The sequence below is a fragment of the Aeromonas sp. 62-46 genome (genome assembly GCF_001898585.1).
Lineage (GTDB): Bacteria > Pseudomonadota > Gammaproteobacteria > Enterobacterales > Aeromonadaceae > Aeromonas > Aeromonas caviae.
Genome location: NZ_MKUI01000017.1, coordinates 14,424 through 38,835, shown reverse-complemented (window position 1 = coordinate 38,835; position 24,412 = coordinate 14,424). Strand labels below are relative to the sequence as shown.

Here is a 24,412-nt window from a genome sequence, read left to right as displayed (position 1 = left end):
TTATATCTTGAACAGGGCCTTTAATTATTTCCGTTTCAGATAACTGGAAAACGCTATCACATTATCCGGCAGCGGGGGCTCTGCCATTTCCTGACAGGATTCGTTCTGCAGATCCAGAATGTGCTGGCGCATGGCGTAGACGGAGTCATGCATCATGTTGGCTATCCGGATGCAGCTGTCGAGGTTGTTTCTTGCCAGGCGGCGCTGGCAGTCGATGCGAAATTGCAGACCTCGCAACCGACGTTGCCGCTCTGGCCCCACCTGGGCGATCAGGGTCTCTATCTGCTGGTGCAGCAGCGCGTCGAGTCGCTCCGGCTCGGCCAGCGCCCAGTACTTCAGGGTATCGAAATCAGGCAGCTCCATATACCCTCCTGGCCGGACCTCGCCCATGGAATGGAACGACGCCGGGCACATCACTATTTCACTGTCCCTAGGGAAGGTTATATAGGATGGTGGCGATTTTGGGTCATTCACCGCCGAGCCACAGGAGTCCGGTTTTTGGCACGAATTGCGCGTCGTTGGCGGAAAAAATCATTTATTCCTTATGATTCATGAAATTAACCGAATCCGGCCTGCGTCAGTTTTTTTATAAAATTTCAGCGTCATTTTTCTCGGCCTTATTCCTTATTAACGGACTTTTCTCAAAATTGTTTTTCATTCGACTCTCTCCCTGACTCGATGCCCTCCCGTTGCCTCATCCGGCGGTTTAACATATCTCACTGATTATGTTATTTTATTTACCACTTTATTGCGGCAACCAAGGGCAGACCATGAGCAAGGCAAGAATCGGTATCGTCACCGTCAGCGATCGCGCCAGTGCAGGCATCTACGAAGATCTCTCCGGCAAGGCCATCATCGACACCCTGAACGCCTACCTGACCTCGGAATGGGAGCCCGTCTATCAGGTGATCCCCGACGAGCAGGATCAGATTGAGGCGACCCTGGTTCGGCTGGTGGACGATGAGCAGTGCTGCCTTGTCGTTACCACGGGGGGCACAGGGCCGGCCAGGCGGGATGTGACCCCGGAGGCCACCGAGGCGGTGTGCGATCGCATGATGCCGGGCTTTGGCGAGCTGATGCGGGCCGAGTCCCTCAAGTTCGTGCCGACCGCCATCCTGTCGCGCCAGACCGCCGGCCTGCGCGGCAGCTCGCTCATCGTCAACCTGCCGGGCAAGCCCAAATCGATCCGCGAGTGCCTGGATGCGGTCTTCCCCGCCATCCCCTACTGCATCGACCTGATGGAAGGGCCCTATCTCGAGTGCGACGAGGCCATCATCAAGCCGTTCCGCCCGAAGAAATAAGCACTGGGCGGGGATTTCCCCCGCCCTTCGCTCATTTGCGCCCATACACCTTGACCCCTGCCCTGCTCCCTTCCGAATTGCCGTACACCTCGATGCGCTTGATGCAGAGTCGGCTGCCGAGGGATTGCCACCCCGACTCCTGATCCTCTTTCAACACCTTGTCGAAATAGAGGGTCTTGCTGCGATCGTTGCCGTAGAACACCTTGACCCGCTCCAGGGTCAACTCCCGCCCTGCCTTGACCATGATGGATTTGGTCGGCCGGCAGGCGAGCATGGGAATGATGGCGGGATGATCGCCGACCCCGAGCAGAATGGTCTGCCCCAAGCGGATATCCTCGTCGGCCATGGCCGGGGGAACAGCAGCCCCCAGCAGCGCCATGGGTACGCAGATGCGCAACGCGCGGGCAAGAGTGGACGAGGAGTGAAGGGAAAACAGCGCTGACATGATGCCTCCTGAAAAAAGGAGTCATGATAAGGGCCCGATGCCAGACCCAAGCTGTACTGGCCCTGTACCAGGGGCCATGACAATGGCCGGAGGCCCGTGTGGGTAACGGGGGCCTGGGCCCCTGTTACCCCTGCCGGACGCGCTAACCGCCCCACATGGCCGACAGCCGCGACTCCATGGCCTCTTCCTCCTCGTCAGGCAGCTCGGTAAAGAAGTCGAGTCCGGTCTGCTCCTCCACCTCATCCACCGTCACCACATAGTCCGCCAGCTTGCTGGCCGAGACGTTCTCTTGCGGCAGGATGAAGGCGATGGCCCGCTTGCCCGCCAGATCCATCACCACCCGGTAGTAGGCGTGGGGCACGGTCACGCCGTTGCCGATGGCGCCATCGGAGTGGGTGAAGATGGGGCCGGTGATCACCTGCACGCTCTTGTAGGTGATGGCCCACTGCCGGGTCTTCTCCTCCAGGATGCGCCAGGCCCCCTGGTTGAGCGCTGGCAGTTGCGGGGTCATGTTGGTGAGCAGGAAGCTCTGCTTCATGGTGTTGGCGGTGGAGCGCATGTCCGCCGCCGGCGCCTGGTGGCCGCGGTCATAGCCCGAGCCCTTGTAGTCCGACAGGGTGGCGCGAAACTGCACCGGCACCTCCTTGTCCTCGGCGAAGGCATCCTTGCGCGGCACCTGGCCCTGGGCGCTGGCGGCCGTCATCCGGTAAGAGACCCAGTCAGAGACCTTGGTGTCGTAGTTGTACCCGGCGGCATAGCCCTCCCGGCACAACAGCTGACTGGATTGACCGGGTACCCCTAGGGTAACGTGCTCCCCGCACTGGAATCCCGCCGCCAGGCTCGGGAAAGTGGTGAGAGTGAATCCGATAGCCAGAACTAATTTGTTGATATTATTCATTATTATGCCACTCCTTGTGTTAGGCGGAGTGATTTGACACCAGGTCGGATGAGTAAGGCAATCGCACAAATAGCGAGCAATCCGGAAATGTGAAAAGGACGGCAAAACCGCAAACAAGGCGTCGCCAACCGGGGGATTGTCATCCCGCCGTCACTGTGATGAGGGGGGAATTTCTCCTGCACTATCAGAGGGATAAGGGGTCAACACCGAGGCATTCTGTCAGCACAGCGCCCGGCTCCCGCCGCGCACGCCCCTGGCCGGGTCAGGGAATATCGAAAAAATCCCAGCGAAATAAGGGATCCTCAAGCCCGATAATTAGTCCGCGGTTGTTTGCTCGAGATCAAACGGAGCCATGAAAAGCCCTCTAGAATCAGCCCGTCATCTATTTGGGGCGCCATGAAAAGGGGCCGTTCATGGCAAAAATGCCCGCAGGATTTCTCCTCCATGAATAAGCGGGCCCCGTTGCCGGAATATATCATGGCGCCGCCTCATGCCACGCTTCAAATAACGATGACGACAGACCTTTCATAACAATTAATCCGGTCTGACACCGCATACCCTGCGTTTCCAACGATGCCATTGATGAGGCCTTCCTGCCGGAAGGCCAGGAATGGCCGTGCTTTTCAATCAGGATAAGGATGCATGATGAAAAAGTCCCTGCTGGCTGGCGCCCTGCTGCTCTGCCCTGCCGCCTTTGCCGCCACCACACACTGGGAATACAGCGGCGAGGCCGGCCCGGCGAAATGGGCCAGCCTGACCCCGGAATATGGCCAGTGTGCCGGCAGCAACCAGTCGCCGGTCAACCTCTCGGGTCTGGTGAAGGCCGATCTGGCCCCCCTGCAGTTCCACTATCAGGCGGGTGGCAAGACGCTGGTCAACAACGGCCACACGGTGCAGGTCAACTATGCCCCCGGCAGCACCCTTGAGCTCGACGGCATGCACTTCGAGCTCAAGCAGTTCCACTTCCACGCCCCCAGCGAAAACCTCATCGAAGGCAGGTCCTACCCCCTGGAGGGTCACCTGGTCCATGCCAATGACAAGGGGGAGCTGGCGGTGGTCGCCGTGATGTTCGAGCCGGGCCAGGCCAATGGGGCCCTGAGCCAGGCCTGGCAGGTGTTGCCAGCCAAGGCGGGGGAGATCCATGCCTTCAAGGAACCCATCTCGGCAGAGCAACTGCTGCCCGCCCAGCACGACTACTACCGCTTCAGCGGGTCCCTGACCACCCCACCCTGCTCGGAAGGAGTGCGCTGGCTGGTGATGAAGGAGCCGGTACAGGCCAGCCAGGCCCAGATCGATGCCTTCAAGGCGGTGATGCACCACCCCAACAACCGCTCCGTCCAGCCTCTCAACGGGCGACTGGTGCTGGAATAAGGGGTTATCTCACCGATTCACGCAATAAAAAGAGGGCCTGTTGGCCCTCTTTTGCATCTTCCGCAAAGGTGTTTACAGGCTGGCAGCGATACGTGCCCCCAGCGCGGCGTTGTTCAGCACCAACTGGATATTGGCCGCCAGGGAGTTGCCACCGGTCAGCTCGCACACCCGGGCCAGCAGGAAGGGGGTGGACGCCTTGCCCTTGACCCCCTGCTCGTCCGCCTCACGCAGTGCCTGGGCAATGGCGGCGTCGATGTCGGCCTTGGGCATGGCAAACTGGGTCGGGATCGGGTTGGCCACCACGGCGCCCCCCGCCAGCCCCAGCTCCCACTTCAGACGCAGCGCCTCGGCGATGGCCGCCGGGCTCTCCAAGCGGTAATCCACCTTGAAGCCGCTCTCCCGGGTGTAGAAGGCGGGCAGCTCCTCGGTCTGGTAGCCGATCACCGGCACCCCCTGGGTCTCCAGGTACTCCAGGGTCAGACCGATGTCGAGGATCGACTTGGCACCGGCGCAGACCACGGCCACCGGGGTCTGGGCAAATTCCTGCAGATCCGCCGAGATGTCGAAGGTCTCCTGGGCGCCGCGATGCACGCCGCCGATGCCGCCAGTGGCGAACACCCGGATCCCGGCCATGGCGGCCACTATCATGGTGGAGGCCACCGTGGTCGCCCCCAGCCCCTTGTTGGCCAGCACGAAGGGGATGTCGCGGCGGCTGCACTTGGTGGCGGCGTGGCCGGCCCGGCCCAGCGCCTCCAGGGCCCCCGCATCCAGACCCACCTTGAGGCGGCCATCGATGATGGCGATGGTGGCCGGCACGGCGCCGTTGTCCCGCACCACCTGCTCCACCTGGCGCGCCGTCTCCACGTTCTGCGGATAGGGCATGCCGTGGGAGATGATGGTGGACTCCAGGGCCACCACCGGCTTGCCGGCAGCCAGCGCGGCGGCAACTTCAGGTTGGATATCGAGGTAAGCGTTCAACATGGGTACTCCTCCAGCATGCGTTCAACGGCGGCCTTGGATAGGCCGGAAAAGACGGTATCGGAACAATTGACGGTGAGGGCGGCGCAACCGAGGGCGAACCGGATTGTCTCCATGATGCCCTGATCCAGCAACCAGGCGTGGGCCAGCCCTGCCATGAAGGCATCGCCGCCGCCGGTCACGTTGACGACCGGGCTGCCGAGCACGGGCAGATGGCCCTGGCAGGCCCCGTCGCTATAGAAGATCCCCTGATCGCCTAGGCTCAGGAACAGCCGCTGCACCCCGGCGCGGTGGAACCAGGCCGCCGCCATGGGCCAGGTGTCGGGCCCGCCGATGGTGAAGCCGCACAGCTGCTCCGCCTCGGTGCGATTGGGTTTGAGGGTGTGGATGCGGTGCAGCCAGGGGCGGATCTTCTCCACCTTGGCCACCGACACGGTGTCCACGAAGATGATGTGCTCACCCTGGCGCTCGAACAGCCAGTCCAGGGTGTGGGTGGCGAGGTTGGTGTCGAGCACCCAGAGCCGGGCCGCACCGAGAAAACCGCTCAGGGGGGTAAGCCGGGCCGGGGTGAGCTGCTCGATGATCCCCATGTCGTTGACGGCGCAGCTCATCTCGCCGCTGCCATCGTGCAGGCTGAGGTAGCAGGAGGTCGATTGACCCTCCAGTACCAGCACCTGGCGCACATCGACCCCGGCGCGCTGGCTCACCTCCAGCAGGTGGTGGCCGTATTGATCGTTGCCCACCGCAGTCAGCAGGCGAGTATCGGTGCCAAGGCGCGCCAGGTTCTCGGCGATGTTGCGCCCTACCCCGCCGGCGGAGGTGCGTACCCGGCCCGGGTTGGAGTCGCCGATGCGCAGGTTGTCGTGGCTGCAGCCACAGATATCCATGTTGGCGCCGCCGATCACTACGGCGTAGGGGCCTTCGCGCAGCACATAGCCGCGCCCCTGCACATAGCCCTGGCGCATCAGGCTGGAGATGTGGCTCGCCAGCGCGGAGCGGCTGATGCCGAGCCTGTCCGCCAGCTCCTGCTGGGCAATCATGGGATCCTGGCGCAGCAGGGCGAGGATCTCTTGCTCACGTTCCGTCATAGACAAACATCCAGTTGCAAACGTTTGTCCATTATTTCCGAAAAACGTTTTCCCGCCATCCTCTCGTACAAGAAATGTCGGGTCGCGCACAAAAAATCACCGGGCAGTGCCCGGCGATCACAACATGGTTTTCAGATGGGCCACTCACCCCAGCTGTACCCAGACCTCGCTCCCCTCCAGCCGCACCGGCCAGCAGGCGACGCTCAGGGCAGGATCGTCCAGACAGCGACCGTCCATCAGGGCGTAGCGCTGCTTGTACAGCGGCGAGGCCACCACGGGTTCGCCCCCCGCATCCCCCACCAGGCCACGCCCCAGCACCGCGACGCCGGCCAGGGGATCCACCCCGTCCAGGGCATAGACATGCTCCCCGAGGCGAAACAGCGCCAGTACCCGCCCCTCCAGCCAGGCGCTGCGCCCGGCCTGCTCCGGCAGCGCCGCCAGCTCGCATACCCGGTGCCACTGCCCGCAGAGCTGTGCATCGTCCTTGTCATCCTTCATACCACCTCCTTGATACTGATGGCGGGCGTGCAACCCGTTGCCCCCGCTCATACCACCTCCTTGACAGCGATATCCGGCACCCATTGCCCCCGCTCCTCACGGCGCGGCGGCGTCTCGTCCTCGGGCCGGTTGACGAAGGCCTCGAACAACTTGAGCTTGTCCGGATCCGCCAATGTGCTCTTCCACTCGCACTGCCAGGTGCCGACTATCCCCTCCATCATGGCCTCCAGCTCGGCACCGATGCCGAGCCTGTCCTCGATGATCACCGACCTGAGATAGTCGAGCCCCCCTTCCATGTTCTCCATCCAGACCGAGGTGCGTTGCAGCCTGTCCCCGGTGCGCACATAGAACATCAGCAGCCGGTCGATGTAGCGGATCAGGGTCTGCTCGTCGAGATCCGTGGCAAAGAGGTCGGCGTGGCGCGGCCGCATACCGCCGTTGCCGCACACATAGAGGTTCCAGCCCCGCTCGGTGGCGATGACGCCGATGTCCTTGCTCTGGGCCTCGGCGCACTCCCGGGTGCAGCCGGAGACCGCAAACTTCAGCTTGTGTGGTGCCCGCAGCCCCTTGTAGCGGTGTTCCAGGGTCTGGGTCAGGGTCATGGAGTCCTGTACCCCGTAACGACACCAGGTGGAGCCCACGCAGGACTTCACGGTGCGCACCGACTTGCCGTAGGCCTGACCGGTCTCGAAGCCCGCCGCCACCAGCTCACCCCAGATGGCGGGCAGCTGGTCGACCCGGGCGCCGAAGAGATCGATGCGCTGGCCGCCGGTGATCTTGGTGTAGAGGCCGTACTTGCGCGCCACTTCGCCGATGGTGATGAGCCCCTCCGGGGTGATCTCCCCCCCCGGGATGCGCGGCACCACCGAATAGGTGCCGTCCTTTTGCAGGTTCGCAAGGAAGGCGTCGTTGGTATCCTGCAACGCGCGGTGGGGCTTCTCCAGCACGTGCTCGTTCCAGAGGGACGCCAGGATGGAGGCCACCGTCGGCTTGCAGATGTCGCACCCCAACCCCTGGCCGTGCTTGTCCCGCAGCGCCTCGAAGCTCTTCAGCTCGCCCACCCGGGCCAGGTGATAGAGCTCCTGACGGCCGTAGGCGAAGTGCTCGCACAACCCCTTGTCCGCCTCGACGCCAAGGTCCGCCAGGGTCTGATCCACCACCTGCTTGAGCAGGTTGCTGCAACCGCCGCAACCCGTGCCGGCCTTGGTGCAGCTCTTCACCGCCGACAGCTCGTGATTGCCCGCCCGAACGGCGGCCACCACGTCCCCCTTGTTGACGTTGTGGCAGGAGCAGAGGATGGCGCTGTCTGGCAGCACCAGGGGCGCGGGAGCGTCCCCGACCTCCCCCACCAGCAGGGAGAGCGGCGGCTGGGGCAGCGCCACCCCGTTCTGGTAGTACTGCAGCAGCCGCTCGTAATCGGCCCCGTCCCCCACCAGGATGGCGCCGAGCAGGCGATTGCCCTCGCCGTCGGTCACCAGCTTCTTGTAGATGCCGTTGACCCTGTCCAGCAGCAACAACTCCTGGGCACCGGCGGTGCTGGCGTGGGCGTCGCCGATGGAGCCCACGTCCACCCCCATCAGCTTGAGCTTGGTGGACATGTCGGCCCCGATAAAGCGGGTCTCGCCGCCACACAGGCTGGCCACGGCGACCCGGGCCATCTGGTACCCGGGAGCCACCAGGCCGAAGATGCGCCCCTGCCAGAGCGCGCACTCGCCGATGGCGAGGATGGCGGGATCCGAGCTGTGGCAGCCGTCGTCGATGCAGATGCCGCCGCGCTCCCCGACCTCCAGCCCGGATTGCCGGGCCAGGGCGTCGGCGGGGCGGATCCCCGCCGAGAACAGCAGCACGTCGGTCTCAATGTGGGAACCGTCCTTGAAACGCAGGCGATGACGGGCCTGCTCCCCCTGCTCGATGCACTCGGTGGCCTTCTCCACCAGCACCTCGACCCCGAGGGCCTGGATCTTGTCCCGCAGCACGGCGCCGCCGCTCTCGTCGAGCTGTACCGGCATCAGCCTGGGGGCGAACTCCACCACCTGGGTCTTGAGTCCGAGCAGGCGCAGGGCGTTGGCCGCCTCCAGCCCCAGCAGACCGCCACCGATGACCACGCCGCTGCGGGCCTGGGCGCAGGCATCGCGGATGGCGGCAAGATCTCCCAGGGTGCGATAGACGAAGCAGCCCTCTCGCTGATGGCCGGGGATGGGGGGCACGAAGGGCACGGAGCCGGTCGCCAGCACCAGACGGTCGTAAGGGAACTGCTCGCCGTTGGCCAGCGTCAGGGTGCGGGCCGCCCGGTCGAGCACCTCCACTTCGGCCCCCAGTCGCAGCGTTATGCCGTGCTCTTCATACCAGGCGGGATCCGCCATGCGCAGGGCCTGGGGCGCCTTGCCGCCGAATACCTCGGAGAGGTGCACCCTGTCGTAGGCGGCGTCAGGCTCGGCGCCAAACACCGTCACGTCGAACCGCTCGAGGCCGCCCGCCGCCACCAGCTGTTCGACGAAGTGGTGACCCACCATGCCGTTGCCCACCACCAGCAGCCGTTGCTTTGCGGTCTGTTCGGCGGAACCACTGTTCTGGCGACCGAGCAGGCCCATGCCGTCCTCTGTCACCCACTGTTGCTCTTTGTCAGTCATGTCTCTCTTCCTTGAATCCGGCGGGCTCAGGCGCGCAGCTTGCTGCGCACCTGCCCGGCTGCCTTGAGGGGGGTCACCTTGCGCTGCTTCTCGTAGAGGAAGCGCAGCACCTGCTGGCGCAGCTTGTGGTAGTGGGGATCGTCCGCCAGGGCGACCCTGTCTCTGGGCCTTGGCAGGTCGACGGTCAGGATCTCACCGACCGTGGCGCTGGGGCCATTGGTCATCATGACGATGCGATCGGAGAGCAGCACCGCCTCGTCCACGTCGTGGGTGATCATGATGACGGTGTTGCCAAGCTCCGCCTGGATCGCCATCAGGGCATCCTGCAGATGGGCCCGGGTCAGGGCATCGAGGGCGCCGAACGGCTCGTCCATCAGCAGCACCTTGGGGGAGAGCGAGAGGGCGCGGGCGATGCCGACCCGCTGCTTCATCCCCCCCGACAGCTCGTGGGGCATCTTCTGGCTGGCGTGATCCATCTGCACCAGGGAGAGGTAGTAGTCCACCCGCTCCGCCACCGCCCGCTTGTCAGACTCCACCTGGGCCACCGCCAGCGCCACGTTCTGCTGGACGCTGAGCCAGGGCAGCAGGGCGTGGTTCTGGAACACCATGGCCCGCTCTGGCCCCGGGCCCGCCACCTCGCGACCATCGAGAATGATGCCCCCCAGGGTCGGCTCCAGCAGCCCGGCCACCAGGTTGAGGACGGTGCTCTTGCCGCAGCCCGAGTGACCGATGAGGGAGACGAACTCCCCCTTCTCGATGCGCAGGTTGACCCGGCTCAAGGCCTCGAAGCTGCCCTGCTCCGTCTCGAACGAGATGCCGACGTCGCTTATCTCCAGATAACTCTTCATTGGCTCTTCTCCTGCCTGAATAGAAATGTGATTAACGCAGCACCTGGCGCTTGTCCCAGGACAACCACTGCTGCAGGGCCAGCATGCCCCTGTCCAGGGCGCAGCCGATGAGGCCTATGGTGATCACCGCCACCATGATGCGGGCCAGAGACGCAGAGCCGCCGCTCTGGAACTCGTCCCACACGAACTTGCCGAGCCCCGGGTTCTGGGCCAGCATCTCCGCCGCGATCAGCACCATCCAGGCCACCCCCAGGGAGAGCCGCAGCCCGGTGAAGATCATGGGCAGGGCCCCGGGCAGCACGATGCGCCGCACATGGGTCACAAAGGAGAGGCGCAGCACCCGGCTGACGTTGTGCAGATCCCCATCCAGCCCCGCCACCCCCACCGCCGTGTTGATCAGGGTCGGCCAGAGGGAGCAGAGGGTCACCGTCAGGGCCGAGGTGAGGAAGGACTTGGCAAGCCAGGGGGCGGGATTTGCATACAGAGCGCTCACCACTAGCGTGATGAGCGGCAGCCAGGCCAGGGGGGAGACCGGCTTGAGCAGCTGGATCACCGGGTTGGCTGCGCGATAGAGCCCCTGGTTCATGCCGAGCAGCACCCCGCACGGAATGGCGATCAGGGTCGCCAGCGCGAAGCCGCACAGCACGGTGAGCAGGCTGGTGGCTATCTGATCGAAGAAGGTGGGACGTCCTGTGTAGGGACGCAGCTTCACCTCGGCCGCCGGATCCGCCGCCAGCCTTGCCGCATTGCGCACCTGCTGGCGTTCGAGGAAGGCCGCCGCCTTCTCCCGCTCCGCCAGGTGATCCTGACCGAGGGACCAGAGCTGGCTGGCGGTGGCGAGCGGCCCCGGCAGGGTGCCCAGACTGGTCTGCACCTGGCTCGCCCCCCACTGCCAGAGGCCGAGGAAGAGCAGCACGCCGAGCAGGGGCTGCACCATGATTTTCCAGTTGATGGCTTTTAAATGGATGAGGGGCCATGCGTGTCGTTTCATCGGGATCTCCTTGCTCATTGCACCCGCTCATCGCCCTTGAGGCCGATGGCGAACTGTTGCAGGTAGGCGTTGGGGTGGCGGCCGTCGTAGATGAGGCCGTCGATGAAGCCATCCTGGGGGCCGCGATAGCCCTGCTCGCTGGCAAAGTCGGGGAAGTCACTGGCCTTGAGCTTGCCCTCGGCGATGAGGGCCTCGGCGGCCTGGCGATAGACATCCGGTTGATAGACGGCCCTGGCCACCTGCTCGAACCAGGCGTCCGGTCTGGCTTCGGGGATCTGGCCCCAGCGCCGCATCTGGGTCAGATACCAGATGGCGTCGGAGTAGTAGGGATAGGTGGCGTGGTGGCGGAAGAAGACGTTGAAGTCCGGCACCTGGCGCTTGTCCCCCCTGGCGTACTCGAAGGTGCCGGTCATGGAGCTGGCGATCACCTGCTCGTCCGCCCCCACGTACTCGGGTCTGGCCAGCAGCTTGGCCGCCGCGCGCCGGTTGCCGTTGTCGTCTGCATCCAGCCACCAGGCCGCCCGCAGCAGCGCCTTCACCAGCCGCACATGGGTGTTGGGGTGACGCTCGGCCCACTGCCGGGTGACGCCGAACACCTTCTCCGGGTTGTTGCGCCAGATCTCGTTATCCGTGATGACGGGCACCCCTATGCCCCTGGCGACCGCCTGCTGGTTCCAGGGCTCCCCCACGCTGTAGCCAGCGATGGTGCCCGCCTCCAGGGTGGCGGGCATCTGGGGCGGCGGCGTCACCGACAGCAGCACGTCCGCCTGGCGCTGGCCCGAGTTGTCGCCGAGCCGGGGTGCATAGAAACCGGGGTGCAGACCACCTGCCGCCAGCCAGTACCTCAGCTCGTAGTTGTGGGGGGAGACGGGGAAGACCATCCCCATGTTGAAGGGCTTACCCCCCTGGCGATACTCCGCCACCACGGGCTTGAGGGCGGCGGCGCTCACCGGGGGCGGCACCTGGCCCGCCTGCGGCCTGGGCAACTGGGGCGCCATGGCGGCCCAGACGCTGTTGGCCACCGTGATGGCGTTGCCGTTGAGATCCATGGCAAACGCCGTCACCAGCTCGGCCTGGGTGCCGATGCCGATGTGGGCCGCCAGGGGCTGGCCCGCCAGCATCTGGGCACCGTCCAGCTCGCCGTCTATCACCCGATCCAGCAGGATCTTCCAGTTCGCCTGGGCTTCGAGGGTGACGTAGAGTCCCTCATCCTCGAAATAGCCACGCTCGTAGGCCACCGCCAGCGGCGCCATGTCGGTCAGCTTGATGAAGCCGAGCCTGAGCTCCTCCTGCTCCGGGGCTCCCAGTGCCAGCACCGGCAGCGACAACGCCGCCAGCAGCAGCCCCGCACATCCTTGTCGTCCGTTCATTGCATCTCCTCCCTCGGTTCCGGGTCAGGGCCATGGCGCCAGGCTGCCTGGAATCGCAGTGCCACCTCGTTGCAGCGCTGCGACCCAAGGTGCGTCGCGACCAAAAAAAAAGCCCCGCCGATCCGGGATCGGCGGGGCTTCTTTGCCCTGTTGCGGGTGAGTGACCTGACCGGCCCCTCACTGCGCATCGTTACTTCATTGCTATCGTGTTTTTGTTATTCACTTTCCGTGCCAGCTCGTCCAGGGTGCATCAGGCGGCCCTTTGCGGCCTGTGATGCCCAGATCCTCCCTCAAATTTGCCTCAATTAGGCGCAGTTGCACCAAAACGGTTGGCCACGGGAGCGCTCAGGCGGGCAAAGCCTGCAGCAGTTGCCGCGCCAGCTCCCCCAGGCTCAGGTGACGACTCATGGCGGTGCTGCGCATCAGGCGATAGGCCTCATCCTCGTCCAGCCCCTGATGGCGCATCAAGCGTCCCTTGGCTTGCTCGATGAGCCGCCTATCCTCCAGCTTCTGGCGCAGCTCGCTCTCGGTCTGCATCAGGGCCTGCACCATGGCGAGCTGACTGCGGGCCAGGCGCAGCCACTGCTCCACCGGCTCACGCTCGCCGCAAGGGTGGGGCACCAGCAACACCCCCTGCTGCAACAGGGCGAGCTGGGTATCCCCCCCCAGCCGCTCGCAGAACAAGAGGCGCGGCATGTCGGGCCAAAGAGAGAGGCCTAGGCGTACCTCGGCGCTGAACTGGCGGCAACTGACGAGCAGGGCATCCCCCCTCTGCGTCGGCGTCAGCAACTGGCGGGTATCGAGGATCCCGGGCTGATGGCCGTAGTGACTGACCAGCAGGGCCAGGCGGTTCGCCTGGCCCGGGTCATCGGCGTGGATCAACAGCCGGGAAGCGGGGCCGTCCTGGCCCCGGGTGGAAAAAGTGGTCATGGCGCTCCTTGCCGGCGACGATCGCGTTCTGTCTGGCGAAAATGCCGCAACATGAAGGCCAACTCTTTGAATCTACCTCCTTTTTATCTATCAGGAGGTAGTAGGGGTAGAGGGAGAATCGCCCCTCAGGCGACCCGTTCCAGGGCCTCCGTCAGCAGTCCCTGCAGCTCGGCGCGCAGCCGCACCACCTCCCCCATGATGATCAGCACCGGGCTCTGGCCCAGCAGGGCACGGGCAGCTTGCTCCAGGCCATCGAGCGTGGCCTCGTGCACTTGCTGGCGGGGGCTGCAGCCAGCCACCACCAGGGCCACCGGCAGCGCGCCCGGGGCCCCCGCCCTCAACATCCCTTCCCGAATGCGGGCCGCCCGCTCCAGCCCCATGTAGAACACCAGGGTGTGGCCCGCCCGGGTCAGCCCCTGCCAGCCCTGATAGTCGCGCTCGTCCATCAGGTGCCCCGTCACCAGGGTCAGGGAGCGGGCCAGCCCCCTGTGGGTCAGGGGAATGAAGCTGCTGGCGGCGCACCCCAGGGCCGCCGTGATCCCCGGCACCAGCTCGGCCTCGATGCCGTGCCGGGCCAGGTGCAGCGCCTCCTCGCCGCCGCGCCCGAACACCAGGGGATCCCCTCCCTTGAGGCGCACCACCCGCTTGCCCGTGCGGGCCAGGGCCAGCAGCAGGGCGTTGATCTCCTCCTGGGTCGGGCTCGGCTCACCGCAGCGCTTGCCCACGTCGAAGCGGGCCGCCCCGTGGGGAATGCGGGCCAGGATCTCGCTCCCCACCAGGCGGTCATAGACCACGACCTCTGCCGCCTCCAGACGGTGCAGGGCGCGCAGGGTCAACAATTCGAGGGGCCCGGGGCCCGCTCCCACCAGACTGATTTGGCTCATCTCAGGCTCCTTGTGTCCTAGCACCGCACTAAGCGGATGCCAGGAAAACATGTTTGATCAACAGCTTGTCGATTTCGGGCAGACAGGTGCCGCAGTTGCTGCCACAGCCGAGCAGGGCCTGCAGCCCCGCCAACTCGCTCACCCCCTGCCGGGTGATGGCATCGACGATGCGCTGCTCCGAGACCCGCAGGCAGGAGCAGACCAGCCGGCTCTCCCCGGCCAGGGCCTGGCTCAGGGTCTGGCTCAGGGCCCCCGCCTGGAGCGGCGTGCCGAGCAGACTGGCCAGCAGGTCGACCTTGATGTCCGGGCGCCGCCCCCCCACCAGCAGGATCCCCTCGATACGATCTCCGGCCAGGGCCACGGCCAGCCACCCCTCCTTCATGGGCAGCCTGAGCCAGTGCCCCTCGGCCCCCAGCCGTTGCCACAGGCGCTCTGTGCTCTCTGACCAGGAGGCCAGCAGGGTGCAGTTCCCCTCGGGCAGGGGGCGCCTGGCCCACCAGTCCACCGGCTCGCGCCACTCACCCCGGCCACACCAGAGCCCTTGCCAGCGGGTGAGCTGCGCCCTGGCCTGCACCCGCCCCTGTTTGAACATCGGCTGGCCGGAAAGGGGATCCACCACGGGGGCGATGAGGCGGTTGACCGCCCCCTGGCTGCACTGGCTGTCGGTCCAGTGCATGGGCAGGAAGGCCTCCCCCTCCCTGAGCCCCTCATCCAGCCCCACCAGCAGCAGCGCCTCCCCAAGCCCGTTGCAAAGGCGCACCAGATCCCCCTCCTTCACGCCAAGCGCCAGCAGGCTGGCGGCCCCCATCCGCACCCTGGGCCAGGGCTCGGCCTCCTGCAACCGGGGCACGTGGCCGGTGCGGGTCATGGTGTGCCACTGATCCCGCAGGCGGCCACTGTTGAGGAGCAGGGAGACAGCCCCTGCAAGCGGGGGCGTTGCTGGCTGCTCGGGGAAGCGCTGGGCCAGGGGCAGCAGGCGGGCCCGGCCATCCGGGGTGGCGAAGCGCCCATCCTCGAACAGGCGATCCCGCCCACGGGGCCAGTCAGCGTTGACGGGCCAGCGCAGGGGTTCCAACGCCTCGAATTCGGCACGGGTGAGACCCGCCAGCCCGGAGATGTCGAACTGGCGGGATCCGTCGTTCTCAAACCCGGAGAGGGCGGCATGCTCGCAGAAGATCTCGTGCTCGTGCTCATAGGCGAACCCCTCGCCAAAGCCGAGCCGACGGGCGAGCCGGGTCAGGGCCCACCAGTCGGGCCTGGCCTCCCCCGGCAGGGGCAGGAAGGCGCGCTGGCGGCTGATGGTGCGCTCGGAGTTGGTGACGGTGCCGCTCTTCTCCCCCCAGGCGGCGGCAGGCAACAGCAGGTGGGCGAGGCGCGCCGTGTCGGTGTTGGCCGTCACCTCGGAGACCACCAGCAGCTCGCAGCGGCTCAGGGCCTCGCGCACCCGGTTGCCGTCCGGCAGGGAGACTGCCGGGTTGGTGCCGAGCACCCAGAGCGCGCGGATCTCCCCCCGGTGCACCGCCTCGAACAGCTCGACGGCCTTGTGCCCCGGTCCGCGCACCATGGTCGGGCTTCCCCAGAAGCGCTGTACCCGATCGCACTCGGCCTCGCCAAAGCCCATGTGGGCGGCGAGCTGGGTCGCGAGCCCCCCCACCTCGCGCCCTCCCATAGCGTTGGGTTGCCCCGTCATGGAGAAGGGAGCCGCCCCCGGCTTGCCGATACGACCGCACATCAGGTGGGCGTTGATGATGGCGTTGGCCTTGTCCACTCCCTGGTTGGACTGGTTGATCCCCTGGCAGAACAGGGTGACGGTCTTGGGGGTACGGGCAAAGAGCTGGTAGAAACCGATCAGATCGCTGCGGGAGAGGCCGCAGCTGCGGGCCACCTCGTCCAACTGCCAGGCCGGATCGTCCAGCGCCGCCGCCAACGCCTCAAAGCCGCTCACGTGCTGCGCCACATAGGCCTTGTCCCAGCCATCGACATCGAGCAGGTAGCGGCACAGGCCGTTCCAGAGCGTCACGTCGCTGCCGGGTTTGAGTGCCAGATGCAGATCCCCCTGCTCCGCCGTCATGGTGCGGCGGGGATCCAGCACCACCAGCCTGAGCTCGGGGCGCCGCGCCCTGGCCTGCTGCAGGCGGCGAAACAGCACGGGATGGGTCCAGGCGGTGTTGGCACCGGTGAGCACCACCAGATCGGCGAGCTCGAGATCCTCGTAGCAGGCGGGCACCAGATCCTCCCCGAAGGCGCGCTGGTGGGCCACCACCGCCGACGACATGCAGAGCCGGGAGTTTGTGTCCACGTTGGCACTGCCGAGGTACCCCTTCATCAGCTTGTTGGCGACGTAGTAATCCTCGGTGGTCAGCTGGCCCGACAGATAGATGCCGATGGCATCCGGCCCGGACTCGGCCAGGATGGCGGCAAAACGCTCCGCCAGGGTGTCCAGGGCCTCCTCCCAGCCGATGCGCTGCCCCATCCAGCGCGGATAGAGCAGGCGATCGGGAAAGGCCAGGCTCTCCAGCAGGCTGGCTCCCTTGACGCACAGGGCGCCGCCATTGGCCGGATGCTGCTCATCCCCCTGCAACTGCCAGTTGTCGCCCTCCCGGCTCAGCCGGATGCCGCACCCCACTCCGCAATAGGCACAGGTGGTCTTCATTCCCTTGCTCCTTGTCATGTGTCTGACGAGGGGCCCATAAAAAAAGCGTCCGCCCCCCTGCGGGGACGGACGCCTTTGTCCGGATGCCTCATCGTCTTGTATGGGGAAGTGACTGCAAACCCCGCGCCAGGATGCAAGGGGCGCCGCCATTGCGCATCAGGGTGTCGGGCTGCGCCGCCACGGTGCAGCCGCCCCCTTGTTGGGCCCGCCTTGCGGGAATCCGCCCCGCACGCTGGGCAAGGGGCCCACCGGGGGTATAATGCGCCGCCACACAGGAGAGAGAGATGAAAGTGTCAGATGAAGGCGCTGCCGGGCAGCACCGGGCAGATGCCCGGGAGAGAGGGGACTATTGCGCCATCGGGTTGGTCAATCCCAAATCCCCGGAGAACGTGGGCGCCGTGATGCGGGCCGCCGGCTGCTACGGGGCGGACGAGGTCTACTACACGGGGCAGCGCTTCGAGCTGGCACGCCGCTTTGTGACCGACACCAAGCAGATGGTGGAGAAGATCCCCCTGCTCGGGGTCGAGGAGCTGCTGGACTTCGTGCCCGAGGGCTGCACCCCTGTGCTGGTGGATTTGATCGAGGGGGCCACGCCCCTGCCGGATTACGTGCACCCCGAGAGAGCCTTCTACATCTTCGGCCCGGAGGATGGCACCCTGGAACCCGCCCGCTTCGCGGCGGTGAAGGAGGTCATCTATGTGCCGACTCAGGGTTGCATGAACCTGGCCGCCTCGGTCAACGTCATCCTCTATGACCGGTTGGCCAAGACGCTCAGAGCCAAAGGCTGAGGCAGGACAAGAGGGGCCCGATGACGGCATCAGGCCCAACAGCTAGGGCTGTGGCTTGTTCGCCCGCACCACCTGTTCCCTGAGAAAGTCCTGGTAGTAGTCGTAGAGCTTGTTCTGCCGATAGATCTCCGCCAGCTTGCCCTGCCTTATCAGTGTGCGCATGCCGGGATCCCAGAGCCCGTGCAACTGCCTGCCCTTCGGGGTATCGGCGAAGATGGGGTAGGTCGGAATCCAGCGCAGGAATACCTGTACCAGCTCGGGGGGAAGGGAGCCTTCGGGGTAGAGGGCGCCGTCGGTCAGGTAGTAGCGGTAACGCCCCTTGAGCAGCAATTGCAGCGCCATCTCGTGGCTGTCTATCTCGAACCAGCGCATCGGCTCCGGGATGAACTTGTCAAAGGCCCACCCCCTCAGCCAGAGCACCTCCTGCTCCTTGAGGCTGTGCTCCCCTGCCCAGTGCGGCAGCCAGCGCTTTTGCATCACCACGCTCACGTAGTCCGCCGAGTCGGGGTAGTCGGGCTGATGGACCCCGGGCACTTCTCCCCGATAGACCCCCATCGCCATGTCCCCCTCCTTTTGCGACACCACCGCCAGTGCCCGTTTGTAAGGCACCATGTGAAGCTTCACCTCGTGCCCCAGGGGTTCATAGATGGCTCGAACCACATCCAGATAGACCCCCTTGCCGTCCCGGTGACAGAAGCCGGGCCAGTCGTCGCAATAGACGTGTATGGTGTCTGCCCGCACGAACGAGGTGATCAGCAGGCAACAGAACAGAAAAAGACGAACCATGAATATCCTCAGTGATATGGCACTCGGCAGATGCTCACCGCCGGACGGCCCGTTCAGGCATACAGATAGCATAGAAAAACAGAGTCCCGGCCGACATTTTCCCCATTTTGCGAGCGGGTCGAGGGTTATTGTCGCCCCACAGCGTATCATGGCAAACAAGATTCATTAGTAGCCCAACTTGAGGGGAGATTCTCATGCCAACCATCAAATCCCTGCTCTGCCCCGTCGATTTCTCCGAGATGTCCAGAGCGGTACTCGACTACGCCGTCTTCATGGCCAACACCCACCAGGCCGAGCTCAAACTGGTCCACGTGGTGGATCAGCTGCACGGCTTCGACAGCTACAAGATCCTGCACATGACGGCCATCGAGATCACCCACGAGATGGAACGCCAGGCCAAGAGTCAGCTCAAGGAACTGGTCGCCTGCCTGCCCATTCCGGCCAAGTTCGAGGTCCGTTTTGGCCGCGCCGCCGATGAAATCGTCCTCCAGGCGAAGGAAGACAAGGTGGATCTCGTGGTCATGGGCAGCCATGGCCGCTCCGGCATCACCCACCTGCTGGTAGGCAGCGTGGCGGAATCCGTGGTGCGCCACGCTCCCTGCCCTGTGCTGGTGGTCCGCAAATAATCCCCGCCTGATGCGCCAAGGCCAGCATATGCTGGCCTTTTTGCTGTTCATTGCCATGGGATGCTCATCTCAGAACCGGTGCACGAGGGATAACGAGAGGTCGTCGGCAAGGTAGAGCGCCGCCCACCAGTCCTGGTGACGCCCTCGCAGCAGGCTCACGGGCAGGCTCTCAGCCGTGGGCATAGATGACGCTCCCTCCCTTGATGGTGTCGATAATGGCCCTGGACTGCTCCCTTGGCAGGGCCGGGCATCCCCAGCTGCGCCCCAGCTTGTCAAACTTCTGCAGATGCCTGGGGCTGGCATAATCCGCCCCGTGCACCACGATGGCGCGCTTGCGGGCATTGCTGTTCTTGCCGGGACTGAGGCCGTCGAGACGCAGGGAGTAACCGTGCTTGCCCTGATAGGTCTCGGCGGTGCGGTAGACCCCCAGGGAACTTTGCCGGGAATTCATCTGATTGGAGAACTGGCGGGCGGCCAGCTCCCCCGAATTACGGCCGTGGCTGACCCAGGTGTGGTAGAGCAGCTTGTGGCGCTTGACGTCGATGACGAACAGCCGGCGCATGGTCGAGGGCTTGCTGTAGTCGATGATGGTGAGAATGGGTTTTCGCTTGTGGCGCACGCTCTGGTAACCGTCCAGGGCCTTGCGAAACACGCGGCTGTCGAGCTTGCCGGCCAGCCCGAGCTGACGATAGAGATCCTGGTCCCAGCTGGCGTGGCTGGCACCGCTGAAACAGAGCGCCCCCAGCAGCAGTGGCAGGCTCAGCCAGAGGCTGCCCCACCACGCACTCCTATCCTGTCCCTTCATCCTTGAAGTTGCTCCCCTTGCTGTCGCTGGCCTGATGCCCCGGGTGACATCGCATCCTGCTGGATAGTTATATGCAAGCCATTGATTGCGAGCAATAAAAAAGCACAAAAATGCCGACCTGAGTCGGCATTGTCCTGCTTGCTGAGCGTGCCTGGATCAGGCACGGCTGAGATAATCCGCCTGCCCCACCCACTTGTAGCTGGTGAGTTCGGTCAGCCCCATGGGGCCACGGGCGTGAAGCATCTGGGTCGAGACCGCCACCTCGGCCCCGAGGCCAAACTGGCCGCCGTCGGTGAAGCGGGTGGAGGCGTTGACATAGACCGCCGCCGAACCGGCCCCGTTGACGAAACGCTCGGCATTGGCGAGGGAGTTGGTCAGGATGGCATCGGAGTGGCCGGCGTTGTGCTCGCGCATATGGGTGAGCGCCTCGTTGACGTCCGCCACCACCTTGACCCCCAGGGTCAGCCCCAGCCACTCGGTGTCGAAATCTTCCGGCCCCGCGTCGCACAGGTTGTCGCTGCCAGCCAGCAGCGCCATGGCATTGGGCGCACCCACCAGGGTCACCTTGCGCTCGTTCATCAGAGCCACCAGTTGCGGCAGCAAGGTGGCCGCCACCTTCTCGTGTACCAGCAGGGTATCGAGGGCGTTGCAGGCGGAGGGGCGCTGCACCTTGGCGTTCTCGATGACCGCCAGGGAACGTGCCAGATCGGCGCTCTCGTCCACGAAGATATGGCTGATACCGAACCCGCCGATGATGACGGGGATGGAGCTGTTCTCCTTGCACATCTTGTGAAGACCCGCGCCGCCGCGGGGGATGATCATGTCCACGTAGCGGTCGAGGCGCAGCAACTCGGCCACCAGCGCCCTGTCCGGGTTGTCGATGTACTGCACCGCCGCCTCGGGCAGGCCGGACGCCGCCAGGGCATGCTGGATCACCCGCACCAGCTCCAGGTTGGAGTGGAAGGTCTCGCGACCACCGCGCAGAATGCTGGCGTTGCCGGTCTTGAGGCAGAGGCTGGCGATGTCGATGGTGACATTGGGGCGCGCCTCGTAGATGACGCCGATGACCCCGATGGGCACCCGGCGACGGGAGAGGCGCAGGCCATTCTCCAGCACCCGGCTGTCGATTTCGGCCCCGACCGGATCGTCCAGGGTGATCACCTTGCGCACATCCGCCACGATGCCGACAAGGCGCGCCGGGTTGAGCAGCAGGCGATCCAGCATGGCTTCCGTTAGCCCCGCCTCGCGCCCGGCGGCGATGTCTTTCTCGTTGGCCGCCAGGATCTGGGCACTGCGTGCTTCCAGTTCATCGGCGATGGCCGCCAGCGCCCGGTTCTTCTGTGCCGTGCTGACGGTGGCCAGTTGATAGGCGGCTTCACGGGCCGCCTGCCCCATTTTCTCCAGACTCATCACAGTTCCCTTTTGTTCATGCGGTGCCGCCCTGTTCAGAGCAGCACCATGTCATCACGGTGGATGGCCACGGCCCCATAGCCGTAACCCAATACCTGTTCAATCTGATCCGAGTGGACACCGCGCAGCCGATCCAGCTCCAGATGGTCGTAACGGCAGATGCCGCGAGCCAGCTCGCTCCCCTTGGGATCCAGGATACGCACCACGTCGCCACGCACGAAATCTCCCTTCACCGCGACGATGCCCTTGGGCAGCAGGCTGGAGCCCTTCTCCTGCATGGCGGCCACGGCCCCCTGATCCACCTGCACTTCGCCGTGAGGGGGGGGCCCTGCCAGGATCCAGCTCTTGCGCCCTTCCAGGGGGGATGCCAGGGCCGGGAACAGGGTCCCCACCCGCTCCCCGGCGGCGAGTCGGCCGATCACTTCCGGGATCTGGCCGGTGGCGATCACCACGTCCACCCCGGCGCGGCGCGCCACGTCGGCCGCCTGCAGCTTGGTGGCCATGCCACCGGTGCCAAGGCCGCTCACGCTGTCACCGGCAAGGGAGCGCAGGGTGTCGTCTATGGTCTGCACCTCTTCGATGAGCTGGGCATCCGGGTTGGTGCGCGGGTCGGCGGTGAAGAGCCCCTTCTGATCCGTGAGCAGGACCAGCAAGTCCGCATCCGCCAGGATGGCCGCACGGGCGGAGAGGTTGTCGTTGTCCCCCACCTTGATCTCGGCGGTGGCCACGGCGTCGTTCTCGTTGATGACGGGGATGATGCGGTGATCGAGCAGAGTGCGCAGGGTGTCGCGGGCATTGAGGTAGCGCTCCCTGTCTTCCAGGTCGGCGCGGGTCAGCAGCATCTGGCCGATGTGCAGCCCGTAGAGGTTGAACAGGTCCTGCCATACCCGGATGAGCTGGGTCTGACCCACCGCCGCCAGCATCTGTTTGTTCGGCAGGGTAGGCGCCAGCGGAGGGTGGCCCAGATGCTCACGACCGGCGGCGATGGCCCCCGACGTGACCAGCACGACACGGTGCCCGTGTCGATGCAAGGCGGCACATTGTCTGACCAGCTCGACCATGTGGGCACGGTTGAGGCGGGCAGATCCCCCGGTGAGCACGCTGGTGCCCAGTTTGACGACTATGGTTCTGTTTTCCATGGGAACGAAGGGTTAGAAAAGTAAGGAATCCCTTTATACCCACGGCCCCCCTGCCCTGCAAGGCAATTAAGCCTCGCCAGGCAGTTGCGGGCTCGGTGACAAAGCATCGGGGTACCCCGCACCGGGAAGATGCGGGGCTTGGGGATCAGGCTGCCGTCACGCTCAGTTCGGCGGTCACCTGCTTCGCAGGGGAGAGGGTGCACTCCAGCTGGGTCAACTTGCCGCTGATGAGCTTGTAGAAATGTTGCAGGGTGCGTTCCACTTCCGCCTGATGCTTCTTGGGCAGCGCCTTGTCGATCCACTCCCCGTCCGCGTTGTAGAACCCCGTCTGATAGTGGTAGCTGAAGCTGTGATCCGCCTGCTCCAGCACCAGCCACCAGCCCCAGAACTCCCGCTTGTCCGGGGCAGGCTTGGCGCTGACGCAGACGGACAGGCAGTCAAAGCGGTAGCGGCCCTCCTCGCACAGGTCTTCACGCAAATAGGGGCCAATGGCCGCGAACTGCCGCAGCAATCGCTTGTAAGTCACTCTTTCTGACATGCTAACCTCCCTGTTGAACAAGCCATACCATCACATGGTGATGTTACATTTTTAGTTTTATATCATGTACATAAGTGCTTTTTGAGCCAATCTACCGTCTCTTTCAGTGCCTCGTCATAGACCTCGAGCAGTGGTTGCTTGTCAAACACCACCGCCTTGCCGTTGCGACTCGCAGCGGCCAATGCCCGGACATCCTGCTCGGGACAAATAAAATCTTTCTTGTGCCCGATACTCAATATCGGCACGGAAGTGCGACTCCCCAGCAATCCCTGGGTCTTGAGGGAGAAGACCTGACACTTGGTGCGCAGCAGATCCCACTGGGCCGCGTCCGCCCCCAGCCGGTTCGCCAGCCCGTCGCGCATCATGCGCGGGCAGCGGGCGAACATCTCCTGATTGGTGAACACCTGGTTGATGCCGGCACCGATGCAGACCACGGTCCTAAGCTTGAACGGCTCGACGAAGGCGAGGCGGGCCGCCACATTGCCGGCGAGGCGGAACCCCACCATGGCGATGCGCTGGTGATCGACCCAGGCCACCTCCGAGAGGTAGTTGAGCACCGCCTGGTGCAGGCGGCTGGTGTCCTGCACCAGGGGCCAGTGCTCGGCATAGCCGGTGCCCGGCATGTCCAGGGAGAGCATCCCGATGCCATGGGGCTCGAGACACTTGAAATAGAAGTTGAGGAAGTCCACCTGAAGCGAATCGATGCCACCGCTGACGATGACCAGGGGCACAGGTTTCTCGGTGGTGGGCAGATGCAGGTAGCCCTGGATGGTCTTGCCCCGAAACGGGACCTGCAGCTCCTTGAGGGGCACCTTGAACAGGCGTCCGGCCTCGCGATAGGCCATGTTGCCGAGCAACTGGGCCTGATCCGCCAGCTCGTCGTGCTTGAGGTGGGGGTAGCTTGCGATGGAGTAGTAGCGCACTGCCTTGAGCAGGCTCTTCAGCGCCGCGGCGCGATCCCCTTCCCCCAGCAGCGTCCGCCCCGTATTGAAATAACGGCCGGCGAGCTGACTCCACTCATAGACCCAGTTGCCGGGCACATAGCCCTTGATGGTGTCCAGATAGCGTTCGTGACTGCGCTCCCCCTGCCCCATGGCGATGTGCGCCAGGGTCTGCTCCACCTCGACGGGATCGGCCCCCTGCCAGGCCCAGGTCGGTCTGCGCAGCAGGCGATACCAGCGGGGCGACAGGGCGCCATCGATGAAGCTGTCAGACAGTGCGCTGTCTTGCTCGTCGACGGGGCTAGAGTTGGAGACTTCGGAAGTTTCCAATACCTTTTTGACCCGGGTAAACAGCTTTTCCGTCAGATTGGTATCGTCGTTTGGTTCCAAAATGGTGGCTCTTCTGTCTCAAACAATGTCCCATCTTAACCACTTTTCACATCGAGCAGCCACACCAGAAACGCATTGAGCCCCAAAAGGGGCTCAATGTGGTC

At 64.8% G+C, this 24,412-nt stretch carries 23 protein-coding genes; 4 read left to right on the top strand and 19 right to left on the bottom strand.

The annotated features are described in order from the left end of the window. Positions 1-24 precede the first annotated feature (24 nt). Positions 25-363, bottom strand: a complete 339-nt coding sequence (locus BGO64_RS05515; protein ID WP_010675440.1) for a DUF3135 domain-containing protein — start codon at positions 361-363, stop codon at positions 25-27. Positions 364-770: 407 nt separating this feature from the next. On the opposite strand from BGO64_RS05515, the gene mog reads away from it, so the two are divergent. Continuing rightward, a complete protein-coding gene (mog, locus tag BGO64_RS05510) occupies positions 771-1,301 on the top strand; it encodes a molybdopterin adenylyltransferase (RefSeq protein ID WP_041212474.1) in 531 nt (176 codons plus the stop codon). A 31-nt stretch (positions 1,302-1,332) separates the two neighbouring features. On the opposite strand, the gene BGO64_RS05505 is transcribed toward mog, so the two are convergent. Together BGO64_RS05505 and BGO64_RS05500 are read right to left on the bottom strand one after the other, a co-directional pair. Continuing rightward, positions 1,333-1,680: a DUF2541 family protein gene (locus BGO64_RS05505; RefSeq protein ID WP_103255340.1), complete on the bottom strand. Its 348-nt coding sequence runs from the start codon at positions 1,678-1,680 to the stop codon at positions 1,333-1,335. Positions 1,681-1,888: 208 nt separating this feature from the next. Then, positions 1,889-2,644, bottom strand: a complete 756-nt coding sequence (locus BGO64_RS05500; RefSeq protein WP_286700308.1) for a DNA/RNA non-specific endonuclease — start codon at positions 2,642-2,644, stop codon at positions 1,889-1,891. A gap of 645 nt (positions 2,645-3,289) precedes the next feature. On the opposite strand from BGO64_RS05500, the gene BGO64_RS05495 reads away from it, so the two are divergent. Beyond that, positions 3,290-4,015 carry a carbonic anhydrase gene (locus BGO64_RS05495; protein ID WP_286700307.1) on the top strand — a complete coding sequence of 242 codons (726 nt, stop codon included), beginning with the start codon at positions 3,290-3,292 and terminating at the stop codon, positions 4,013-4,015. 72 nt (positions 4,016-4,087) lie between these two features. Here the strand turns inward: BGO64_RS05495 and BGO64_RS05490 are convergent, their stop codons facing one another. The 10 genes from BGO64_RS05490 to BGO64_RS05445 form a co-directional block, all read right to left on the bottom strand. Continuing rightward, positions 4,088-4,996 carry a pseudouridine-5'-phosphate glycosidase gene (locus BGO64_RS05490; RefSeq protein ID WP_039040336.1) on the bottom strand — a complete coding sequence of 303 codons (909 nt, stop codon included), beginning with the start codon at positions 4,994-4,996 and terminating at the stop codon, positions 4,088-4,090. Then, the gene (locus tag BGO64_RS05485; RefSeq protein ID WP_286700306.1) at positions 4,990-6,081 is read right to left on the bottom strand and encodes a PfkB family carbohydrate kinase; all 1,092 of its coding nucleotides are present in this window, start codon (positions 6,079-6,081) and stop codon (positions 4,990-4,992) included. The genes BGO64_RS05490 and BGO64_RS05485 overlap by 7 nt, the downstream gene beginning before the upstream one ends. 144 nt (positions 6,082-6,225) lie before the next feature. After that, positions 6,226-6,579, bottom strand: coding sequence for a nitrite reductase small subunit NirD (gene nirD, locus BGO64_RS05480; RefSeq protein WP_048208634.1), 354 nt, complete (start codon positions 6,577-6,579; stop codon positions 6,226-6,228). A gap of 47 nt (positions 6,580-6,626) precedes the next feature. Next, on the bottom strand, positions 6,627-9,209 hold the full coding sequence (gene nirB / locus BGO64_RS05475) for a nitrite reductase large subunit NirB (RefSeq protein WP_286700305.1): 2,583 nt from the start codon (positions 9,207-9,209) through the stop codon (positions 6,627-6,629). Positions 9,210-9,235: 26 nt separating this feature from the next. Then, the gene (locus BGO64_RS05470; protein WP_010675449.1) at positions 9,236-10,057 is read right to left on the bottom strand and encodes an ABC transporter ATP-binding protein; all 822 of its coding nucleotides are present in this window, start codon (positions 10,055-10,057) and stop codon (positions 9,236-9,238) included. 31 nt (positions 10,058-10,088) lie between these two features. After that, the gene (locus BGO64_RS05465) at positions 10,089-11,048 is read right to left on the bottom strand and encodes an ABC transporter permease (protein WP_286700304.1); all 960 of its coding nucleotides are present in this window, start codon (positions 11,046-11,048) and stop codon (positions 10,089-10,091) included. Between the two features lie 14 nt (positions 11,049-11,062). After that, on the bottom strand, positions 11,063-12,418 hold the full coding sequence (locus BGO64_RS05460; RefSeq protein WP_286700303.1) for a CmpA/NrtA family ABC transporter substrate-binding protein: 1,356 nt from the start codon (positions 12,416-12,418) through the stop codon (positions 11,063-11,065). Between the two features lie 345 nt (positions 12,419-12,763). Further along, a complete protein-coding gene (locus BGO64_RS05455) occupies positions 12,764-13,348 on the bottom strand; it encodes an ANTAR domain-containing response regulator (RefSeq protein WP_010675452.1) in 585 nt (194 codons plus the stop codon). A gap of 125 nt (positions 13,349-13,473) precedes the next feature. Then, positions 13,474-14,232, bottom strand: coding sequence for a uroporphyrinogen-III C-methyltransferase (gene cobA, locus BGO64_RS05450; RefSeq protein ID WP_010675453.1), 759 nt, complete (start codon positions 14,230-14,232; stop codon positions 13,474-13,476). A 28-nt stretch (positions 14,233-14,260) separates the two neighbouring features. After that, entirely contained in the window at positions 14,261-16,885 is a 2,625-nt protein-coding gene (locus BGO64_RS05445; RefSeq protein WP_286700302.1) for a nitrate reductase, read from the bottom strand. Positions 16,886-17,169: 284 nt separating this feature from the next. On the opposite strand from BGO64_RS05445, the gene BGO64_RS05440 reads away from it, so the two are divergent. Continuing rightward, complete coding sequence (locus BGO64_RS05440) at positions 17,170-17,673, top strand: RNA methyltransferase (protein WP_104455405.1); 504 nt, start codon at positions 17,170-17,172, stop codon at positions 17,671-17,673. 42 nt (positions 17,674-17,715) lie between these two features. On the opposite strand, the gene BGO64_RS05435 is transcribed toward BGO64_RS05440, so the two are convergent. Beyond that, positions 17,716-18,459 carry a transporter substrate-binding domain-containing protein gene (locus BGO64_RS05435; protein WP_102948432.1) on the bottom strand — a complete coding sequence of 248 codons (744 nt, stop codon included), beginning with the start codon at positions 18,457-18,459 and terminating at the stop codon, positions 17,716-17,718. Positions 18,460-18,653: 194 nt separating this feature from the next. On the opposite strand from BGO64_RS05435, the gene BGO64_RS05430 reads away from it, so the two are divergent. Continuing rightward, complete coding sequence (locus BGO64_RS05430) at positions 18,654-19,085, top strand: universal stress protein (protein WP_041212463.1); 432 nt, start codon at positions 18,654-18,656, stop codon at positions 19,083-19,085. Positions 19,086-19,254: 169 nt separating this feature from the next. Here BGO64_RS05430 and BGO64_RS05425 read toward each other — a convergent pair whose 3' ends face one another. From BGO64_RS05425 to frsA, 5 genes are all read right to left on the bottom strand, one after another. Beyond that, positions 19,255-19,890: a murein L,D-transpeptidase catalytic domain family protein gene (locus tag BGO64_RS05425; RefSeq protein ID WP_042016892.1), complete on the bottom strand. Its 636-nt coding sequence runs from the start codon at positions 19,888-19,890 to the stop codon at positions 19,255-19,257. Positions 19,891-20,046: 156 nt separating this feature from the next. After that, positions 20,047-21,303, bottom strand: coding sequence for a glutamate-5-semialdehyde dehydrogenase (locus tag BGO64_RS05420; RefSeq protein WP_353743866.1), 1,257 nt, complete (start codon positions 21,301-21,303; stop codon positions 20,047-20,049). 32 nt (positions 21,304-21,335) lie between these two features. After that, positions 21,336-22,439, bottom strand: coding sequence for a glutamate 5-kinase (proB, locus tag BGO64_RS05415; RefSeq protein ID WP_048207022.1), 1,104 nt, complete (start codon positions 22,437-22,439; stop codon positions 21,336-21,338). A gap of 145 nt (positions 22,440-22,584) precedes the next feature. Further along, positions 22,585-22,977, bottom strand: coding sequence for a sigma factor-binding protein Crl (crl, locus tag BGO64_RS05410; protein WP_039040346.1), 393 nt, complete (start codon positions 22,975-22,977; stop codon positions 22,585-22,587). Between the two features lie 62 nt (positions 22,978-23,039). Next, positions 23,040-24,308, bottom strand: a complete 1,269-nt coding sequence (frsA, locus tag BGO64_RS05405) for an esterase FrsA (RefSeq protein WP_010675462.1) — start codon at positions 24,306-24,308, stop codon at positions 23,040-23,042. Positions 24,309-24,412: the final 104 nt, after the last annotated feature.

Excerpts from the sequence above, each read along its gene's own strand:
- BGO64_RS05470 (WP_010675449.1), bottom strand. The coding sequence starts at position 10,057 with ATGAAGAGTTATCTGGAGATAAGCGACGTCGGCATCTCGTTCGAGACG.
- BGO64_RS05435 (WP_102948432.1), bottom strand. The coding sequence starts at position 18,459 with ATGGTTCGTCTTTTTCTGTTCTGTTGCCTGCTGATCACCTCGTTCGTG.
- BGO64_RS05505 (WP_103255340.1), bottom strand. The coding sequence starts at position 1,680 with ATGGCGCTGCTGGGGGCTGCTGTTCCCCCGGCCATGGCCGACGAGGAT.
- BGO64_RS05460 (WP_286700303.1), bottom strand. The coding sequence starts at position 12,418 with ATGAACGGACGACAAGGATGTGCGGGGCTGCTGCTGGCGGCGTTGTCG.
- BGO64_RS05430 (WP_041212463.1), top strand. The coding sequence starts at position 18,654 with ATGCCAACCATCAAATCCCTGCTCTGCCCCGTCGATTTCTCCGAGATG.
- mog (WP_041212474.1), top strand. The coding sequence starts at position 771 with ATGAGCAAGGCAAGAATCGGTATCGTCACCGTCAGCGATCGCGCCAGT.
- crl (WP_039040346.1), bottom strand. The coding sequence starts at position 22,977 with ATGTCAGAAAGAGTGACTTACAAGCGATTGCTGCGGCAGTTCGCGGCC.
- BGO64_RS05445 (WP_286700302.1), bottom strand. The coding sequence starts at position 16,885 with ATGAAGACCACCTGTGCCTATTGCGGAGTGGGGTGCGGCATCCGGCTG.
- BGO64_RS05515 (WP_010675440.1), bottom strand. The coding sequence starts at position 363 with ATGGAGCTGCCTGATTTCGATACCCTGAAGTACTGGGCGCTGGCCGAG.
- BGO64_RS05500 (WP_286700308.1), bottom strand. The coding sequence starts at position 2,644 with ATGAATAATATCAACAAATTAGTTCTGGCTATCGGATTCACTCTCACC.
- BGO64_RS05485 (WP_286700306.1), bottom strand. The coding sequence starts at position 6,081 with ATGACGGAACGTGAGCAAGAGATCCTCGCCCTGCTGCGCCAGGATCCC.
- cobA (WP_010675453.1), bottom strand. The coding sequence starts at position 14,232 with ATGAGCCAAATCAGTCTGGTGGGAGCGGGCCCCGGGCCCCTCGAATTG.
- nirB (WP_286700305.1), bottom strand. The coding sequence starts at position 9,209 with ATGACTGACAAAGAGCAACAGTGGGTGACAGAGGACGGCATGGGCCTG.
- BGO64_RS05490 (WP_039040336.1), bottom strand. The coding sequence starts at position 4,996 with ATGTTGAACGCTTACCTCGATATCCAACCTGAAGTTGCCGCCGCGCTG.
- BGO64_RS05455 (WP_010675452.1), bottom strand. The coding sequence starts at position 13,348 with ATGACCACTTTTTCCACCCGGGGCCAGGACGGCCCCGCTTCCCGGCTG.
- BGO64_RS05495 (WP_286700307.1), top strand. The coding sequence starts at position 3,290 with ATGAAAAAGTCCCTGCTGGCTGGCGCCCTGCTGCTCTGCCCTGCCGCC.
- BGO64_RS05425 (WP_042016892.1), bottom strand. The coding sequence starts at position 19,890 with ATGAAGGGACAGGATAGGAGTGCGTGGTGGGGCAGCCTCTGGCTGAGC.
- BGO64_RS05440 (WP_104455405.1), top strand. The coding sequence starts at position 17,170 with ATGAAAGTGTCAGATGAAGGCGCTGCCGGGCAGCACCGGGCAGATGCC.
- BGO64_RS05465 (WP_286700304.1), bottom strand. The coding sequence starts at position 11,048 with ATGAAACGACACGCATGGCCCCTCATCCATTTAAAAGCCATCAACTGG.
- proB (WP_048207022.1), bottom strand. The coding sequence starts at position 22,439 with ATGGAAAACAGAACCATAGTCGTCAAACTGGGCACCAGCGTGCTCACC.
- nirD (WP_048208634.1), bottom strand. The coding sequence starts at position 6,579 with ATGAAGGATGACAAGGACGATGCACAGCTCTGCGGGCAGTGGCACCGG.